General features: G+C 74.5%; 14 protein-coding genes. 4 read left to right on the top strand and 10 right to left on the bottom strand.

Annotated features, from left to right (window positions below):
• Nucleotides 1-46 precede the first annotated feature (46 nt).
• From ACRX5S_RS40050 to ACRX5S_RS40005, 10 genes are all read right to left on the bottom strand, one after another.
• A complete protein-coding gene (locus tag ACRX5S_RS40050) occupies nt 47-940 on the bottom strand; it encodes a helix-turn-helix domain-containing protein (protein ID WP_436778223.1) in 894 nt (297 codons plus the stop codon).
• A 144-nt stretch (nt 941-1,084) separates the two neighbouring features.
• Entirely contained in the window at nt 1,085-1,993 is a 909-nt protein-coding gene (locus ACRX5S_RS40045; protein WP_436778222.1) for a hypothetical protein, read from the bottom strand.
• A complete protein-coding gene (locus ACRX5S_RS40040) occupies nt 1,990-2,943 on the bottom strand; it encodes an NlpC/P60 family protein (RefSeq protein WP_436778221.1) in 954 nt (317 codons plus the stop codon). The genes ACRX5S_RS40045 and ACRX5S_RS40040 overlap by 4 nt, the downstream gene beginning before the upstream one ends.
• Nucleotides 2,940-4,052 (bottom strand): replication-relaxation family protein, encoded by a 1,113-nt coding sequence (locus ACRX5S_RS40035; RefSeq protein ID WP_436778220.1) that lies wholly within the window; start codon nt 4,050-4,052, stop codon nt 2,940-2,942. The genes ACRX5S_RS40040 and ACRX5S_RS40035 overlap by 4 nt, the downstream gene beginning before the upstream one ends.
• 31 nt (nt 4,053-4,083) lie before the next feature.
• The gene (locus ACRX5S_RS40030; protein ID WP_436778219.1) at nt 4,084-6,645 is read right to left on the bottom strand and encodes a helicase HerA domain-containing protein; all 2,562 of its coding nucleotides are present in this window, start codon (nt 6,643-6,645) and stop codon (nt 4,084-4,086) included.
• 11 nt (nt 6,646-6,656) lie between these two features.
• Nucleotides 6,657-8,537 carry a VirB4 family type IV secretion system protein gene (locus tag ACRX5S_RS40025; RefSeq protein ID WP_436778218.1) on the bottom strand — a complete coding sequence of 627 codons (1,881 nt, stop codon included), beginning with the start codon at nt 8,535-8,537 and terminating at the stop codon, nt 6,657-6,659.
• Nucleotides 8,534-9,487, bottom strand: coding sequence for a PrgI family mobile element protein (locus ACRX5S_RS40020; RefSeq protein WP_436778217.1), 954 nt, complete (start codon nt 9,485-9,487; stop codon nt 8,534-8,536). The genes ACRX5S_RS40025 and ACRX5S_RS40020 overlap by 4 nt, the downstream gene beginning before the upstream one ends.
• A 5-nt stretch (nt 9,488-9,492) precedes the next feature.
• Nucleotides 9,493-11,640, bottom strand: a complete 2,148-nt coding sequence (locus ACRX5S_RS40015) for a hypothetical protein (protein ID WP_436778216.1) — start codon at nt 11,638-11,640, stop codon at nt 9,493-9,495.
• Nucleotides 11,641-11,651: 11 nt separating this feature from the next.
• Nucleotides 11,652-12,017 (bottom strand): pilin, encoded by a 366-nt coding sequence (locus tag ACRX5S_RS40010; protein ID WP_436778215.1) that lies wholly within the window; start codon nt 12,015-12,017, stop codon nt 11,652-11,654.
• 440 nt (nt 12,018-12,457) lie between these two features.
• Nucleotides 12,458-13,237, bottom strand: coding sequence for a hypothetical protein (locus ACRX5S_RS40005; protein ID WP_436778214.1), 780 nt, complete (start codon nt 13,235-13,237; stop codon nt 12,458-12,460).
• 425 nt (nt 13,238-13,662) lie between these two features.
• Here ACRX5S_RS40005 and ACRX5S_RS40000 point away from each other — a divergent pair, with 425 nt between their 5' ends.
• The 4 genes from ACRX5S_RS40000 to ACRX5S_RS39985 all read left to right on the top strand — a co-directional run.
• Nucleotides 13,663-14,301: a hypothetical protein gene (locus tag ACRX5S_RS40000; protein WP_436778213.1), complete on the top strand. Its 639-nt coding sequence runs from the start codon at nt 13,663-13,665 to the stop codon at nt 14,299-14,301.
• On the top strand, nt 14,301-15,227 hold the full coding sequence (locus ACRX5S_RS39995) for a TRM11 family SAM-dependent methyltransferase (protein ID WP_436778212.1): 927 nt from the start codon (nt 14,301-14,303) through the stop codon (nt 15,225-15,227). The genes ACRX5S_RS40000 and ACRX5S_RS39995 overlap by 1 nt, the downstream gene beginning before the upstream one ends.
• A gap of 79 nt (nt 15,228-15,306) precedes the next feature.
• Complete coding sequence (locus ACRX5S_RS39990; RefSeq protein WP_436778211.1) at nt 15,307-15,570, top strand: hypothetical protein; 264 nt, start codon at nt 15,307-15,309, stop codon at nt 15,568-15,570.
• A 488-nt stretch (nt 15,571-16,058) separates the two neighbouring features.
• Nucleotides 16,059-17,729 (top strand): hypothetical protein (locus tag ACRX5S_RS39985; protein WP_436778210.1); only part of this gene is annotated, 1,671 nt, incomplete at its 3' end.

Here is a 17,729-nt window from a genome sequence, read left to right as displayed (position 1 = left end):
CCCGCCGCACATGGTGTGCGGCGGGCACGGCCCGTTGGGTGAACGGTCAGTGTGCGGCCGGCTGTTCGGTGTTGGTACCGGTCGCGGGGGCGGGGTCCGCCGTCGGGGGCGTTGCGGTGACCGCGCGGTACCGGCGGGGTTTGTCGTTCACCAGCTCGGCGAGGCCGTCGGCGGTGAGTTTGTCGCAGGCGTTGGCGACGGCGCCGGAGGACCGGCCGCCGAGTGCCCGGCCGATCTGGCCGGGGGTGAACTCCTGTCCCGGGCGGGTGTTCATGTGGTCGAACACCATCCCGCGCAGCGCCCCCGGCCCGAGCCGAACGGCGGTGTCCTGACCGGGTGTCGGGGCGGGCTCCGGAGCGGCGGACGCGGGGGCGATGGGGGCCGTGTCGGGGCCGTTGTCGGCCTCGTCGGGCGGGGTGGGGGTGTCGGGTGCGGCGGGTGCGTCCGGGCTCGTGTCGGGGGCGCTGTCGGCTTCCGTCGCGGGGCCGTTCCGCGGCGCGGTCTCCGCATCGGTGGTGTTCGCGGCGGGTTCGGCGCCGCCCGTGGCGGTCGCCTCCGCCGCGCGGGAGGTGGCCCCGCCCGGGGCGGTGACGGGGTGCCAGCGGTCGGGCTGGCGGGAGCGGCCGATGAAGCCTCCGACCTCGCGGCGGGCGGTGCCGGCCTTGGCGTGGCGGGTGAGGATCTTGCTGACCGTGGACCGGGCGACGTGCGCGGTGTCGGCGATGTGGGCGGCGGTGACGCCGTCGGGTCCGGCGGCGGTCAGGACCGCGCGGATGCGGTCGGCGGCGTCGGCGCCGGGCGGGAACGCGGCGGGCGCGTCCGGCCCCACGCCGGGCAGGGTGCCGTCGCCCGCGGGCGCGGCGGTGGCGGCGGTGTCGGCGGGGGCCGCCGTGTGCGGTTCGGGCGCGACCGGGGTGCGGTTCGCGGTGTTCTTGGACATGGGGATTCCGTCCGTGACAGGCCCCGCATGTGGGGCGGTGTGTGCGGTTGGGTCCCCGGCCGGGGTGACCGCGCGGACCGTGTGGGGCCCGTGGTGCGGTCGACCTCCATGGACGCTCGTTGTCGCGGACGGAGTCAAGTCGGCCTATTGGTGGGGAGGTTCGGGGGAATGACCGGGTCTATCGGGGCCGCCGCCGGGCGCGTGGTCGAGCCGGTCGCGCAGCGTGCGGGCGCGGGCTTGGCCGATGCGCAGTTCGGTGCGTAGCGCCCGGATGGTGATTGGTCGGCCTGTGGCGGCGCGCGCGGCGCGGTCGAGGTCGACCGCGGCGTCGTACAGCGGATCGGTCTCCGGCTCAGGGGCGTCCGGGGCGGGGTCCAGGTCGGTTGCGGCGTCGGGCGGGGCGGGTTCGTCGGGGGCCGTCGGGCGCGGGTGTTCGGGTACGGCGGGTGCGGTGTGCCCGGGCGTACCCGACAGGTCGGGGTGTGCCGGGTACGCACCCCGCGCTGCGGGTACACCAGGTCTCCACGCACCCGGCCGAGCACGGGCGCGGGGTACGAGAAGGAGCCGTCGGATGCGGCGGCGGTACGCGGCGACCGCTTCGGAGACCAGGACCAGCAGCGCGCACGGGATGGAGTGCAGCACGATCCCCGTCGGGTCTGCGCCACGTGTTCCACCGGCCGGGCCGGACGACGCCGGCCATACGGATTCCCAGATGTTGAGTGTCCAGGCGGCGAGTCCGGCGAACCAGCGCAGGCACACTGCCCATCCCGGTGGGGCGGCGCCGAGTTCCGCCAGGCGCGCGTCGACCGTGAGACAGGTGGCGAGGGCGAGCGCGAGCATCGGGTCGAGCAGCAGCGCGGTGGCCCACGGCACGCCGTGCCGCACCGCGAGCTGGGTCACGTTCACGGCGGTGAAGGTGAGCGCGAGGACGGCGACGGCCGCGAGCGCCCGGGTGAGGGTGCGCAGCAACGCCCGTGCCGCCTCCACCTGTTGCCACGTGGCGCGGTCGGCAAGAATCGGCTCGTCGGACCCGGCCGTGTCGCTCGGTTTCATGGTGTGTTCGCGGCTGGGGCGGGTCGGGTGGCGCCGTAGTAGTCGTCGCCGACCCAGCGGAAGGGTTCCGGGCGCACCAGGGCTCCGGTGAACGGGGCGTCGATCATGGTTCCGTCGCCGATGTAGAGGCCGACGTGGTGGATGTTGTTCGCGGTGCCGTAGAAGACGAGGTCGCCCGGTAGCAGGGGTGCGCCGTAGGGGACTTGGGGTCCTGCGGCGTATTGGTCCTGGGCGACGCGCGGGAGGGTGACGCCGGCGGCGGCGTACGCGGCCTTGGTCAGGCCCGAGCAGTCGAAGCCGCCCTCGACCGGGCCGTCGCCGCCCCAGAGATAGGGCGTGCCGATCGCCGCTCGGGCGAAGGCGATTGCTGTCTGCGCGGCCGAACCGGGCGCCCCCGGCGCGGTGTTGGGGGCGGGGGCTGTGTAGGCGGCGGCTTGGGTGAGGACTTTGTCGACGTACCAGTCGGCGTGGTTGTACGCGAACACCGCCCCGTAGACGTCCTTGCTGTCGCGGGCGCCGGATGCGCACAGGTAGCGGGCGGCGGCGGGGATGGCGTCGTTCGGGTTCCAGATGTCGCCGTTCGCGCCGTAGCTGGTCCAGGTGGCGGGCATGAACTGCATCGGGCCGAGGGCGCCCGCGCTGGAGACGAGGCTGGGGGCGCGGCCGTGGTCGGACTCGACCTTGCCGATGGCGGCGAGCACCGTCCACGGCAGCCCCGGACAGGTCGCCGCGGCCTGCTGGTAGAGGGTCAGGTACGCGGGCGGGATGTCGGCGAGCGCATGGGCGCTCGGCGCGGCGGCACCGGCCGCGCCTCCCGCGCCTGCGCCGCCGAAGACCCCGAGCGGCAGCAGAGCGAGCTTCACGACGAGGGTGATCACCGCGGCGAGGACGGCGAGGCCGAGCAGCACCGCGGCCAGGCACCCGCCGGCGGCGATGCGCAGCGCCTTCACGGCGTCCCGCCTCGGGATGGAGGCAGCGGCGGGACGGCTGCCCAGTCCGGGTCGGATGCCTCGGCGATGCCCAGGGCGGGAACGAAGTCGCCGAGATGCTCGGCAAGATCCGCGAGTCGCAGCCGGTTGCCGCCGTGTCGGCCTGCCGTGTGCGGTACGGGGGTGAGGGGGAGCCACACGGGGTCGGCGGCGGTGGGGCGGGTGTCGTGGTCGTACCGGGTGACGTGGAGGGGGCGGTCTGCGGGGGCGAGGTCGGCGTGGGTGGTGGCGACAGGCAGGTCGAGGTCGGCAGCGAGCGGGGCGAGGCGGGTGCGCAGGAGTTGTTCGCGGACCGGGGTGGTGGTGTGGATCAGGAGCGGGGTGCGGGTGCGGGTGCCTGCGGCGTGGGCGGCGTAGCCGTCGAGTTTCGCGGCGACCCGCCCGCCGGGTTCGGTGCCGCGGTCGTACTCCAGGAAGAACCCGGTCACCCGCCCCGCCGGGTGCTGTACCTCGGGCGTGCCGGGGACCTGGGGTACGTGGGGTACGCCGGGTACCGGGCCGGGTGCGCCCGGCCCGCGCGCTCGACCGAGGCTCGCGGGGGCGGTGTCGTGGTGGAGGCCGTAGGCGTCGGGGCGGATCCAGTCGCCCCACAGGTGCGCGCACACGGACGGCGGGAGCCAGAGAAGGAGTTCGCGTTCGGGTCGTGTGCGGTGTTCGGCGGCGAGGCGGACCATGAGTTCGTTGGCTTCGACGGTGTGGGCGAGGCGGGTGGAGTGGGCGATGCGGTCGGTCTCGCCGTTGCGCCAGGGGAGTTCGCGGACGGTGGTGGCGCGGCGGGCGGCGAGGGCTGCGGCGCCGGCGGGGCCGAGGGTCAGGTGGGTGGGTGCGGAGCCGCGGGGTTGGTGGGGCCGGAAGGTGTCGATGACGCTGTGTTCGGCGAGGCTGCGCAGCCGGATGTTGCAGGTGCGTTGGGTGCGGAAGGCCAGGCGCAAGACCTGGGAGGAGTTCAGGACGCGGTGGGCGTGGAGCATGTCGAGGAGCCACCAGTCGCGGGGGGTCAGGCGCGCGGCGAGTTTGGCGATGGTGGTCGGGCGCGTCCGGGCGGGGTTGGGGCCTGCGGTGGCGGCCACGGGTCTTCTCCTCGGGGGTCGGGGGCGGGGGTCACGGCGTCGACGGCGGGGTTGCCGGGCGCGTCGCGGGCAGGCGGTGCGTGCGGGGTCCGGCGTGGTGGTGGGCGGCGTCGCGGAGGGCACGGGTGCGGCCGGGGATCGCGGGCGGGAGCGGGCGGGTGGTGAGGGTGAACGCGGTGGTCTCGGCGCCGTCGACGAGGAGGCGGGCGGCAGCCTGGTAGCCGCCCAGGTGCGCGAGGTCGTGCTCGGTCAGGGTGGGGCGGGTGTGCTGCTGCAACGCGCGGGCGTCTTCGGGTGAGGCGGTGAAGTAGACCTTGTTGCGGGCGTTCGCGGAGATGCCCTCGCGCAGGTCGGGGGTGAGCTGGGCGAGGTGCTGGTGCGCCAGCACGAGTCCGAGGCGGTAGCCGCGTGCTTCGGCGAGCATGTCTTCGAGCGGGTACGGCAGTGTGAGGAAGTTGTGGCATTCGTCGACGACGAGGGCTGCGTCGCGGCGCTGGTGTTCGCGGGTGCGGGCGCGGGCGGCGGCGGCCTGCCAGGTCTTGGCGACGACGAACGACCCGAGCAGGCGCACGGTTTCCTCGCCGAGGACGCCCTTGGGCAGCCGTGCGAGGACGATGCCGCCGTCGAGGGCCGCGCCCAGGTCGAACGTGGAGTCGCCGGCGGCGACGGTCTGGTGGACGAAGGACCGCAGCAGGAACGCGCGGAGTTTGTTCATCAGGGGGCCGGTGACGGCGGCGCGGGCGGGGTCGGACAGTTGCTCGTACCAGGCCCAGAAGCCGCGCAGTACCTTGTCGTTCGGGTCCAGGCGGGCGACGACCCGGCGCCGGTACACCGGTTCCTCCAGCAGGCGGGGGACATCGGCGAGGGTGACCGGCGGGCCTTGTGCGGGAGCGCGTAGGAGGGTGAGGCAGGCGGCGCGCATGACGTCGTCGGTCCTGGGCCCCCAGAAGGCGGGGAAGATCCTGCGGAAGATTCCGGTGATGTTGTCGACGACCATGTCGACCGAGGTGCCGCCGGTGTCCAGGACGTTCATGCGGGGCGGTGCGTGGTGGCTGTCGGGGTCGAGCACCACGAGGCGGTCGGCGGCCGATTCGGGCAACCTGGCGAGGAGTTCCGTGACGAGGTCGCCTTTGGGGTCGATGACCACGGCGCCGCGTCCGGCCGCGGCGTCGGCGAGGATCATGTGCGCGAGCAAGGTGGATTTCCCGCAGCCGGTCGCGCCGAGGACATGCAGGTGATGGCGGGCGTCGGCGGTGTGCACGCCGACGGGGCGGGGATGTCCGGCGTCCGCGCGGCCGAGCGGTTTGACGCCACCCACTTCGCCGTCGCCCGGCTCGGGCGCGGGGATGCTGGAAGGCGGCATGACCGCGCGGGCGCCGGCGCGGGCAATGCCGGGGGCATCGGGGTCGAGCGGCAGGTGCGCGAGCGCCGCAAGTTCCGGGACGGACAACAGGAACCCCCGTCCGGGGAAGCGGCGTTCGTCCAACGCGGGTGCGGGGCGGCGCAGGCGGGCACGCGCGAGCCAGTTGCGATCGGCGAACACGGTCATCGCGGTCGCGAGCGCATGTAGGCGCGTACGCAGCAGCGCTTGGTGCGGCGCCCCGCCCGCGGCTTCGGCGGGGGGTGCGGGTTTGGCGAGGGCCACGGCGTCCGGGTCTGGGTGGGTGTCCTCGTGCGGGTCGCCCAGGTCGGGTGCGGGGCGGGTGGCGGCGTAGCGGAGCGCGACGTCCCATTGGGGTCCGGCGGATTTGGCGACGAGTTGGCGCAGTTCGGCGGCGTGGGCGGGGTCGAGTTTGGTGGCCGTGGTGCGGGAGGGCGCGTGCCGGAGCCAGTCGAGGACGGCGCTTAGGCGGTGCGGGGAGTGCCCGGCTTTGGCGCGGCGGGAGGCGTGGCGGGCGCGGCGAAGTCGGGCGCCGACGGCGGGCCGGGCGAGGATCTGCACGGTCGCGGTCTCGTCGGCGTCGAGGCCGGTGGCGGCTTGGAGGAGGGGGCGCAGGGGGTCGGCGGGGTGGTCGAAGCGCAGCGGCAGCACCTCGGGGCGGGCCAGCCGCAGCGCTCCGGCTTCGACGGTGTGTCCCGGCGGGCAGACGGGTTCGGCCGGTTCGGTGCGGGTGTGCGCGCCGGGCCAGGCCGCCTCGACCGCGCGCCGCACCAGCGCGACCGGCACCCCGGCCGGGACCCAGATCCGGACGGTCAACCCGCGTGGGGCGAAGGCGTATTCGAAGGCGAGGTGGGGCTGTCCTTCGCGCAGGCGGCGCCACCAGGGGCGGGCGAGTCCGGCCAGGTGCGCCCACAGCATCACCCCGCCCGCCGCATCGACGTTCGGCGGCGCGAGCACGGTGACGCACCGCGCCCCGTCCGCGAACCGCCGGGCACGACGGGCCACGACCCGGGTGCGGGCGACGGCGGCGCAGGTGAGTACGGCGGCGAGTGGCGGGGCCCACCACGGCCATGCAGCAGCCGTGTGCGTGAGGGTGTGGCCGAGGGCGGTCCACCAGGAGGTCGGGTCGGTCAGGAACCGACCGAGCGGCCCGCCCGATTCCGCCGCGACCGCCTCGACACCCGAGGGATGCTCGGTGGGGTTGGGCAGCATGGGACAACTCCTCACAGGTCGAGCGGCGGCGGGGACGGGTACCGGTCGTCGTCGGTGTTGCCGTATGCGAGTTCGCCGAATGGCGGGTCGGCTCCCGACTCGGACGCGGCGAACTCGATGCCCCGGCACAGCGCGTCCTCGGCATCCGAGGCCAGCGCGGCGAACGAGACCCGGTGCGATCCCGCGAGCAGCAGTCCCTCGCCGCGCGGCGCGGACAGCAGGAACTCCGCCTCCCCGGCCGAGAGCCCGAAGGCGTCGGCGACCGCGCCGATGGCCTGCGGCGCTTGGCGCATGAGGATCTGGGTTGCGGCGTTGGCGACGACGGCTTGGCCGAGGTCACTGCCGAGGACGTCGGCGGCGTCCTGGGTGACCACCGCGAGCCCGGCCTGGTGCTTGCGCGCGGCCTTCGCCATCCGGAACAGGAAACGTGCGCCTTCGCCTTCGCGCATCAGCAGCCACGCCTCGTCGACGACGACCAGGCGGCGCCGGCGGTCGCGGGGGTTGGACACCTGCCCCCACACCGCGTCCAACGTCAGCAGCATCCCGGCCGTCTTCAGCTCGTCGGCGAGGTCGCGCAGGTCGAACACGACCAGATGCCCGGCGGGCTCGGTGGTGGTCGGGCCGTCGAACAGCCCAGCCCACGACCCGGTCGTGAACGGCGCCAGCCGCGCCGCGAGGTCTTGTGCCGGCGCGGTGCCCTGCTCGTCGAGCACGCCTTGCAGGTCTGCGAGGTGCGGCGCGGGTCGGGCCCAGGTGCGCGGGTCGGTGGTGATGCCCGCGCCGCGGTATGCGGCCAGGATCGCGGTGTCGAGTACGGCCCGTTCTCCGGCGGTCACGCCGCCGCCGAGCAGGACCGCGAGGACGGTGTGCGCGAACAACGCGCGGCGGGAGAGCGCGTCCGCTCCGGCGGTCAGCGCGTCGGGAAGGTCGAACGGGTTCAACCTGACGCCGGGCGCACCGACGCGCACCACCGTCCCGCCGACCGCGTCCGCGAGACGGGTGTACTCGCCCTCCGGATCGACGACGAGCGCATCGACGCCCTGGTAGAGGGAGCGCAGCAGGTCGAGTTTGGTCAGGTACGACTTGCCCGCACCGGACCGCGCGAGCGTCACGGAGTTGTGGTTGTCGGCGGCGAACCGGTCCCACAGCACCAACGACGTCGACGCCGTGTTCGCGCCGTACAGAACCGCCGAGTCGGTGACGCCGCCCGCGACGGGGTCGGCAGGCGGCAGGTCGGGGCTGGTGAACGGGAAGCACGCCGCCAAGGCGGCGGTGTCGAACGTGCGACGCACACCCAGCAGGTCGAGGCCGAACGGCAGCGTGGTCAGCCACCCCCTCAGCGCCCGGAACGTCGCCGGGGCCACCCGCAGCAACAGCGACTCGGCGACCGCGCGCACCGACGCCAACTCCTCGGCGAGGGCTTCCTCGTCGTCCGCGTGGACGGTCACATAGAGGCCGACGGAGAACAGCCGTCCCTCCCCGCGCGCGATCCGGTACGCCAGGTCGGCGGCGTCGGCCGCGGCGGCTTCGGTCTCGGGGTCGTCGAGCTTGCCGCGCCCGTACTCCGCCCGCCGCGTCGACTCCAACCGCGCCCGCTGCCTGCGCAACCGCTGCGCGGCGACGGGCACCGGGACCGGGTCGATGTGCACGGTCACGTCGACGCGCCCGGGGTAGGACAGCAGCGGCTCCAGCCATCCGGGGCTGACCTCGGCGGGGTAGCCGGTCACGACGAGGGTGGCGGCGAGCTGGTCGCCGACGGCGACGAACCGGGGGCGGACCTCGACCGCGTCCGGTCCCAACCAGCCCGCCACGCCCGAGGATGCGGGGCCGTGTTCGTCGCGGCGCCTGCGAAGGCGGGTACGGCTCACAAGGGTGCGTGCAAGGCGGGTCACACCGTGCCTCCGATCATGGCGGTCGGGGCGTGGTCGCGTCCGCCGCCGCCCGGGCGGATGTCCGGGTTGAGGGCGGCGGCCAGGACGGCCGCGGTCTGCCGGGCGTCCAACGGGCGGACGGCCAAGTCGGCGGCGGCCAAGGCGCGGGCGGCCTCGTGGGCGCGGCCTGCCGCGCGGTCGGCCGCCGCGTCGGTGCGGCCGGGTTCGCGGACTGCCAGGACCACGCGGCGTTCCAGCAGCTCGCGTCCTTCGGCGAGGCGGTCTAGGAAGTCGGCGTGCGCGAGCGCCGCGTCCTCCAAGGCCGGGTGCGGCAAACCGCGCGCGCGTTCACGCAGCCCGGCCACGTGGCCGGACAGGTCGACGGGCCGCGCGGTGGCGAGGATCTGCACGGGGCCGGTGGCCGCGTTCAGCCAGCGCGCGAACGCGCCGACGAGGGCTGCCTGTTCCGGGCCGGTGCGCAGCGCGAAGTTGACCGTGCCGCACACCGCGAGCGCTGCCGCCCCGTCCTTGCCGAGCCGTATCACCCCGGTCTCGTCGACCTCGTCGGCGGGCAGGATGAGCGGCGCGGGGTCGGGCCCGGCCGCGCGGGTCAGCTCGGGGCCGAGCCAGTCCGGGTAGGAGGTCGGCGTGTCCGGGGCGGGGGCGAGGCGTTTGGGGGCGCGGGCGTGCCGGAACGCCGCGAGGAGCCACTGGTCCAGGTGCCGCCCGTCGCGGCGGGTGAACCCGGCGACCGCGCCGAGCGCTGCGGGCGGTGCGGCGCACGCCAGGTAGACCACGCCGGGTACCCAGGCGCGGGTGAGGAGCCACCCGGTCCACAGCAGCAGGAACACGGCGGTGAGCCAGGCGGTTTGGCGGGCGGTGAACGGGCCGAGGATCCGGTCGTCCTGTTCGATCGCGGGGATCCGGACGGGCGCGGGCGCGCCGTCGTCGAGGCGGGGAGTGGGGGCCATCGCGGTCATCTCCGGTCGGAATTAGGGCCGGGATCGGGCGGATCCAAGGGCAGGTTCAGACGGATGGGCCGGCGTCTTGGCCTGGGTGGGCGCGGCCGGGGCGGCTCGACATTGGGCGGCGTGGCCGGCGCACGCGTCGTTGACGGGTCGGAAGGGGAAGGTGGGGCCGCGCGGGACGGGGGCGGGGCAGGCACTACGGGCACCAAAGGCGCGGGTACTACGGGCACCAAGGGCGCGTGCACTACGGGTGTGGGCCGCGGTGCGGCCGGGCTCGCCTGCGGCGCGCTTGTCGGGCTGGGCTCTGGTTCGACAGGGGACACGAGCCTGCGCGGAGCGGCGGCGGGACCGCGGCGCGGAGGAGGCCGACCGGAGATTCCGGGCGCGGTACTGCGTCCGGGAACCGCAGTCGTACTGGGCGCGGTGGTGCTCGCGGATCCACGCGACCCTGGCGTGGTCACCGTGGGGCGTGGGCGCGGCGCTTCTCGCGGCACCTGGGACGGTTCCTGGCGCGAAGGCCCTGTGCCGGTTGTCCGGTCGTCGGGCCGCCGGGAGCTCGAAAAAGTCACCGACGGTGAGACGGGCTGTGCTTCCTGCGGCGGTGTGCGACGGGAACGGGACGCAGGTCGTGGTGATGCTGCGCCGTGGGGCCTCGTACCAGGTGCGTACTGCCCGGCCGCCGTACCTGAAGCGGAAGTGGAGGACGTCTGGTGCACGGGCGGGCCTGCGGGTGTCGGTTGGGCGGCACGGGAGTTCGCGGTTCCTGGGGCGCGGCCTTGGCGCGGCGTTCGGGGGGCGCCACCGCGTCCGCTTGCGACGGTGTTTCCCGCGCCGCGGCGCTGGGGACCTCGACTGCCGCCCCGGCCGTCGGGCCCTTGCCTGCCACCGGGCCCGCCGCGGCGTCGGGGGCCGCCCGCACCGCCACCCCCGGGACCGCGCCGTGGCCCGCCGCGACGGGGTCCGTTCCCACCACCGCGGGGTGTCGGTCCGCTCCCAGGACTGGTGGAGGGGCGGCTGCGGCTCTTCCACCAGTCGGCGGCCTGGGCGCCGAGGCGCCAGTACATCCACGTGCGCATGCCTTGGCGCAGCAGACCGCCGCCGGAACGGCGCGGCGCGGACTGGAAGATGATCCGGGTGGCCCAGGACGGGGTCTTGAACAGGATGTAGAACAGCGCGAGTCCGGCCAGCACTGCGCCGAGGCCGCTCGCGGTGGGGAACCCGAACGGGCTGCCGTCGCCCTGCCCGTACAAGGTCCGCACGCCCACGATCAGCGTGACCGCCTGGGCGAGTTGGATCGCGAGGCAGCCGCCGAACGCCCGCCACCACAGCCGCGCCAGGCCCTCGGTCGCCGGGGAGGCGTGGCACGCCAGCGCGAGCGGCGCGCACGCCGCCAAGAGCATGACGAGCGCGGTGCGGACCATGAATGAGAGCAGCACCGCGACGACGACCGCGAACTGGACGACCACGAGCAGGAGGAGGAACAGCCCGCCGGTGAGGGGGTTGAAGAGTTTGGCGACCAGGCCGCGGCCGTCGACGCCTTCGCCGAGGATGTCCTGCGCGACGGCGTTGGAGATCGCCACCGCGTGGTGCATCAGCTCCATGGACGCGGCGGCGACGAGGAACGAGGTGATCAGCCGCGGCCCGATCTGCTTGGCGGCGTAGCGGGTCTGCACCGACTCGTACGCCATGACCGTGACGCCGCCGGCGAGGATGAACAGGCCGTAGATTCCGGCGGTGATGGCGAGCGAGGTCTCCCACACGTTGCGCACGGACGGGTTCGCGGACGGGTCCGGGGTGGCGAGGAGGGTCTTGCCGAGCATGTCCAGCAGCGGCTGGGCGGCGTCCTCGACGAGTTTGCCGAGCAGGCCCGTGACGGCATTGACGACCATGCCGACGATGTCGAACCCACCGGTGCCGCCGCTCGTCAGCCACCCGCCGACCGCGCCGAGCCAGTCGCCGGGATTGAACGGGTTGAACACCGGGGTGTTCGGATCCACCCCCGGGGCGGTGCCCGGGGGCGTCGGTGTGGGGAGCGGCGTGGGCGTCGGCTCGGCGTGCGCGGAGGAGGCCGCGCCGACGGACAGCAGCAGTGTGATCGCGGTGACGGCGAGGACCGCGCGGCCGACGCGGGCGCGGGTGTGCGGTGTTCGGGACACGGCCGCCCGCCTCACACGACCGGCGGCGGCGCCGGGCTCTGGGGCGCGGTGGGGGTGGTGTCGCCGACGAAGCCCTGGAGGATCTGCAGGATGATCGGGGCGAGGACGGCGAGCATGTAGCCGATCGCGGCGGCCTTCAACGCCGACTTGGCCTTCTCCACCTCGCCCGGGTCCCCGCCCGCGAGCAGGTACCGCAGCCCGCCGACGGTCAGGAACAGCGTCGCGGTCGCGGCGAGGATCCCGGTGATCCAGTTCCGCGTGTTCTGGATCACCACCGGGATCGAGTTGACCGCGTACGCGGACTGCGCGTCCGCGAGGGCGAGCAGCACCGCGGCGGGCACGGTCGGCAACAGCGTACGGCGCACACGGAATCGCATGCGCGGTACTCGCACACGGCGCAAGGGTCGCAGTGGGGTCATCTGGATCGGCCTCCTCGGCGCGGCACGGCCGCGGGAATCACGTGCGGAATGAAGGTGGTCGAACCTCCGGGACACGGAGATGCACGGGGCCGGTGTCGGGGCGGTTTGGCCGGGTGCGGTCTGGGGGCGGGCGGCCTCGGGCGCCGGACCTCCTCTCGGAGACGGCGTGCGGCGGCGGCTCGGGTGTCAGCGCAAGCCGGGACACCCGTCCCCAGGAACCGGGATCCCGGGGGCCCCGACACCGAAGAAGCGACCGCCCCCGGCGGGGGCGCGAGGTTCCGCCGGGGGACGGCCGCTCACTATGTACGGAGGATTTCGGGGCCGGAAACGACACCCGCGCCCGGGATCTGCCGGAAACTACTCCGCGCCCGACGCGGCCGCCCGGGGCGGGCGAGCTGTCAGAGGTGGTGGTTGCGCAGGGCTCGGGTGAGGCGTTCCTCGGCGCGTTTGCGGCGGCGCTGCACCCGGCGCGGTGTCTGCCCGCATGCCACGGCGATCGGGACGCACGAGCCGGCGTCGAGGCGGGTGTCGGCGATCAGGTCGCGCTCACCCGGGGCGAGCACCCCGGCGCGCACCGCGCGGTCCAGGACCAGGTCCGGATGCCCGGCGGGCGTCCCGCCGGCGATCGGCCGGTCGACGGGGAACGCGCCGTCGCACAGCGGGGTTTCCCAGGCGTTGTGGGTGCGGTGCCGGTGCGCCCATGCCTGCGCCGCCCGGTCCGCGGCCCGCAGCAGCCTCCGCGCGATCTGCGGCGCCGCGACGTCCACCGAGCGCACAGCGGCCAGGAACGCCGTGAGCAGCTCCTGCTGCACATCGTCGCGGTCGTCCGGGGCCAGGCGGCCGACCCGCCGCTCGGTACGACGCAACCCGGGCAGCGCCAGCCACGCCGCCGCCACCGTCCACGACGCCTCCCCGGCCCTGGCGCGGCCAAGGACGTGGGACCAGACCTGGTCCGCCCACGCGAGCTGGGCGGGCGACCTGCCCGGCAGGACACCCCGCGCCGCCAGGTCACGGACCGGGGTGAGACGTCCGTCCACCACAAGGGCGAGCGGCGTGGGTTCGGCGGTCAGCACCGCGACCGCGTCCTCCAGATACGCGAACGGCGGCCTCGACGCGACCGGGTCGTGGACGGACAGGGCCGAAACAGAAGGCGAAGACGAAGGCAGGGCACGGGACATGGACCGGCTCCTCCACAACGAGGCAAACGGGGAAGTCCCAGGCCGCCATCCGGCCCTGCCACCTCCATGCCACCCGCCGACCACCCGTCGGCCGCCCAGCAGCCGAGTCCCGACCAACGAACCGCCGCCGTCCTGCCGACAAGCGCGCGACACCGCGCCCCGACACCCCGCCCCCCGGCAGCGCGGCTGCGCACCCCTGGCCGGCGGCCGGTCGCGCAACCGGCTCACAACTGGCCACCAGGTGGCCGACAAGCGGCAAAAGCCGAGATGACCTGCACGAACAGCCCTACGGAACACCCCGTCGCGGAGCGCCGGTAGGGGCAGCCGGGAACAGATTCGCCGGCGTGCGGTGTCGTTTCCGGCTTGCGAATCCTCCGTAATAGGTGTCAGCGCAAACCGGCACCGCCCTTGGGCCCGACCCGCCCATGCCCCACGCCACCGCCACCCCCGAACCCCCGGAGCCCGTCCGGCTCGACGTCCCCGTCACCGTCTGGCTCGCCCCACGCACCCACCCCAGCGACCCCGGGCAACACGCCACTGGCAGCAAGGCGTTCGCGCTGCCGAGCTGGGCGCTCGCCCGTCTCCCGCACATCTACGCCCCCGCCGCCCACAGCGGGCGGCTGCGCCTGTGGCGGCCGACCGCCGAAGGCCCCCTCGCCCTGCCCCGCTGGACCGGCTCGACGGCCGGAATCATCATCGACCTCACCGCCGCGCCCCAGCCGGGTGATCCCCGCGCCGTCGCGGTACTCCACGCCGCCGCCGCGAAACTTCCGCCCGGGGCCTACCTGTTCACCGTCACCACGACCGACCCGGACACCGCCGAGGACACCTGCGGACCGGTCGTCCGCGCCGCCCAGGCCCTCGGCCTCGCCTACATCCAGCACCTGATCGTGGTCAACGGCCACGCCGACGGCGACCGCATCATTCCCCACCCCGGCGACACCCCCACCCCCGCGGTCTCCCGCACCGGCCGGTCGGTCCCCGCACCCGGACACGCGCCGGTGCACACCGACCTGCTCGTCTTCCGGGCCCCCGCGTCCGACGCCCCGTCAGGAGTCCGCTGATGGCCGCGAGTTCGGCGAACCAGCCGTGTTCGGTGTGGGCCACCGCGCAGCGCAACGCCGCCACCCAACGCCGCGGGCGCTACGCCCACGCCTCCGGGGCGCATCCCGCCAAGATGCTCCCCGCCATCGCCGCCCGCGCCATCACCACCTACACCCAACCCGGCGACTGGGTCCTGGACCCGATGTGCGGCACGGGAACCACACTCGTCGAGGCCGTCCACGCCGAACGCAACGCGGTCGGCGTCGAATACGAGTCCCACTGGGCCGACGTCGCCCGCACCAACCTGGTCCTCGCCGGCCTGCAAGGCGCGGCGGGATCCGGGCGGGTCCTCGTCGGCGACGGCCGCGACCTGGCCACCGTGGTTCCGCCGGACCTGCACGGCCGCTTCGCCCTCGTGGTCACCTCACCCCCGTACGGCGCGTCCGTCCACGGCCGGGTCCGCTCCACCCGTGAGAGCGGCGAACCCGGCGTCCACAAGTTCGACGACGCCTACGGCACCGACAAGGCCAACCTCGCCCACCAGCCCCTCGCCCGGCTCCTCGACGGCTTCACCGCCATCCTGGCCGGCTGCGCCGCGATGCTGCGCCCGGGCGGACACGTCGTCGTCACCACCCGCCCCTGGCGGCGCGGCGGCGAACTGGTCGACCTGCCCGGCCTCACCGCCGCATGCGGACAGGCCGCCGGACTGGCCTTCGCGGAGCGGTGCGTCGCCCTCCTCGCCGCGATCCGCGACGGCGAACTCATCGCCCGCCCCTCGTTCTTCGCCCTCCACAACGCCCGCACCGCCGCGCAGGCCGGCAACCCCCGGGCCGTGATCGTGCACGAGGACGTCCTCGTGTTTTCCAAAGCACGGTTTCCCGGAAGTACAAGCCCGCTGCCCTCCGACCCGGTTGAGCGATTCCGCAGCGAACCCGCACACCCGTAGCTGTCGAAATCCCCCACGAGCCCACCCCGTGTTGCCACACCAGTCCCGCAACCACCCCTCACCGAGAAGGGCAACTGCCGTGACCCACACCGACGACATCTCCTGGACCGAGCCCGACCGCGACCCCGAAACCGAGCCCACCTCCGCCGACACGCCCACCGGACGGCCGCTCCTGCTGACCCCGGACGAAGCGGGCGCTCTGGTCCGCCGCAGCGGCGGCTGGATGCGCCGGAAGGCTGCCGCCCGCGAGATCCCCTGCACTGTGCTGGGCCGCACCATCCTGTTCTCTGAGACCGACTTGGGCGACCTGGTCGTCATGCACCACCGCCCCGCCGGTGGTTGACCCACAGTCAGCCTGCAGGCCGCGTCCGGACCCGTGTCCGGGCGCGGCCTTTCGTTTCCCATCCGCTGTCTCATCCGCGGGATCTCCGCCTGCGAACGTCTTGTCAGATGCATGGGCCGTACCGTCCCACCCGGCGATTCGCGGTTGCTCGGTGGTCGTCGGCTTCGTTCTCAACGAGCGACAAACGGCCTGTGCCGTCGTGGCGTTGGCGGCGGCGGACCAGTCGACCGATACGGCGAACCCGCGTTCGACCCAGGAGCGTGTGTACTCGGATGTGTCGCAGGCGAGAAGACGCATCGTGTCGTTTCGGCCTCGCGGGTTGCCGGAGCGGCCGGCGACAGGGGTCGTTGAAGGAACACGCGAGCGCTGCCCAGGTGCGGGCAGACGATCTGCGCGGTGATACCGATGCGGCGTCGAGGTGATCCTGACGGGCGCAGAGTTTGCGTATTGGTCTCCAGGGGGTGCGGGGAGGAGCGAGGATCAAGTTCGTGACGAAGCGGCGTGCGGTGGTGTGGTGTTGGTTGATCGTGGCCGGCGGAGGTGCGGTCGGCGCGGTGGCGGGAGCCGCCGGCGTGTTGGGGCAGGCCGTCGTCGTTGTGGGATTCGTCGTCGCGCTGGTCGGGTCGGCGGCGGGTGTGTGGTCGGCGATGCTGACGCGTCGGTACGGCCACCTTCAGGCGGCGGACCGCACCCGGGCGGCCCAGGTGTTGCGCGACGAGGCGTTCGGGGATGCTGCCGCCAGATATGCGAGGCAACTTACGCCCGACGTCACGCTGATCGACACGCCGTTCCTGGTCTACGAGGTGGGGAGCGTGCGCGCGGCCGCCACTCGCGGCGGGGCGCACGTGGGCGGCGGTTCGCGGCTGGACCTGGAGGGGTGGGGGCCCGCAGGCGCGGCGACACGGCTGATGGTGCTCGGGCCGCGCGGGGCGGGGAAGTCTGAGGCGGTGGTCGCACTGGCGATGGCCGCGGTGGGGCCGGGCCCCGGAGGAGCCGCAAGGACGGCGGGGCCGGTGGCTGTGGTGCCGGTGGCCTTGGACGGCTTCGAGGAGGGACCGGGGTTGGCGCGGTGGCTCGCCCGGGAGATCGCCTCGTCGAGCGCGTTGGACGAGGCGGTGGTGACAACGTTGTGGAAGGCCGGCCACCTGGTGCCGGTCCTGGACGGGATCGACCAGATGGACCCGCCCGCCACGCCGCCGGACCGGTCCCGCGCTGCGGCGCTGCTGCGGCAGTTGAACGAGCAGGTCCTCCCGACTGCCGCGCTGGGGGCCGCGCCGCCCGCCCCAGGCCCGCTCGACGGGGTCCGGCGTCCGGGGCAGGCGATGGTCCGTCCGCCGGTGGTGGTGACCTGTCTGGACAGCGCCTGGACCGAACTGGAGCCAGTGGAACCGCTGTTGGACGCGGTAAGGGTCGAACTCCAGTCGGTGTCGGCAACGCTGGCGGAGGAGTACGTCCACAAACGCACCGGCCAGGACCCCCGCTGGCAGCCGCTGCTGGACGACCTCCACACACGGCGGGACGGGCCGCTCAGCGGTGCCCTGTCGACGCCGTGGGGACTGCACCTGGCGGTCACCGCGTTCCACGGACCCGGAGTGGCGACGACGACGGGCGCGCCGGTGGTGCGGGATCCGAACGACCTGCGCCGAGCGGCCACCGGCGAGGACGTCCGCGACCTGCTGTTGGCGAACTACCTGCCCGCGGTTCTCGCCGCTCGCGGCGGCGGCCGGTACTCGGTGGCCGCGACACAGCGTTACCTGGCCCGGTTGGCGCGCTGGCTGGAGCGGAATGCCGGGGCACCGGCGTTGGGCGGGCGGGCGTTGCCCACCACGGATGTGGTGGTGCACGAACTGTGGCCACTGGCCGGGCGGTTGCGGCCACGTGTGTGGGCGGCGGCGTGGGTGGGGTTGGTGCTGGCCGGGGCGTGCGCGTGGGCGGCGTCGGTCACGTCCGGGCCGTGGACGGCGAGCCGGTGGAGCGTGTCCGCGGTGTCCGTAGCAGGTGCGGTGTGGCTGACGGCGAACACCGCGCGGTGGGTGTGGCCGGGGGCATCGGGTGCCGGGCCGGGCCGGGTCTGGGGCCCGCCCGCGGTGCGCGGCCGATGGACGACGGCAGCGTGGGCGGCAGCGGGCCTGACCGCAGCGGCGGTGGGCGCCGCGGTG

The organism is Yinghuangia sp. YIM S09857 (genome assembly GCF_051388915.1).
GTDB lineage: Bacteria > Actinomycetota > Actinomycetes > Streptomycetales > Streptomycetaceae > Yinghuangia.
This window is presented reverse-complemented; position numbering and strand designations above follow the sequence as displayed.

Coding starts and splice junctions, on each gene's coding strand:
- ACRX5S_RS40000 (WP_436778213.1), top strand. CDS start 13,663: ATGCCCCACGCCACCGCCACCCCCGAACCCCCGGAGCCCGTCCGGCTC.
- ACRX5S_RS40020 (WP_436778217.1), bottom strand. CDS start 9,487: ATGGCCCCCACTCCCCGCCTCGACGACGGCGCGCCCGCGCCCGTCCGG.
- ACRX5S_RS39995 (WP_436778212.1), top strand. CDS start 14,301: ATGGCCGCGAGTTCGGCGAACCAGCCGTGTTCGGTGTGGGCCACCGCG.
- ACRX5S_RS40045 (WP_436778222.1), bottom strand. CDS start 1,993: ATGAAACCGAGCGACACGGCCGGGTCCGACGAGCCGATTCTTGCCGAC.
- ACRX5S_RS40050 (WP_436778223.1), bottom strand. CDS start 940: ATGTCCAAGAACACCGCGAACCGCACCCCGGTCGCGCCCGAACCGCAC.
- ACRX5S_RS40005 (WP_436778214.1), bottom strand. CDS start 13,237: ATGTCCCGTGCCCTGCCTTCGTCTTCGCCTTCTGTTTCGGCCCTGTCC.
- ACRX5S_RS40010 (WP_436778215.1), bottom strand. CDS start 12,017: ATGCGATTCCGTGTGCGCCGTACGCTGTTGCCGACCGTGCCCGCCGCG.
- ACRX5S_RS40030 (WP_436778219.1), bottom strand. CDS start 6,645: ATGCTGCCCAACCCCACCGAGCATCCCTCGGGTGTCGAGGCGGTCGCG.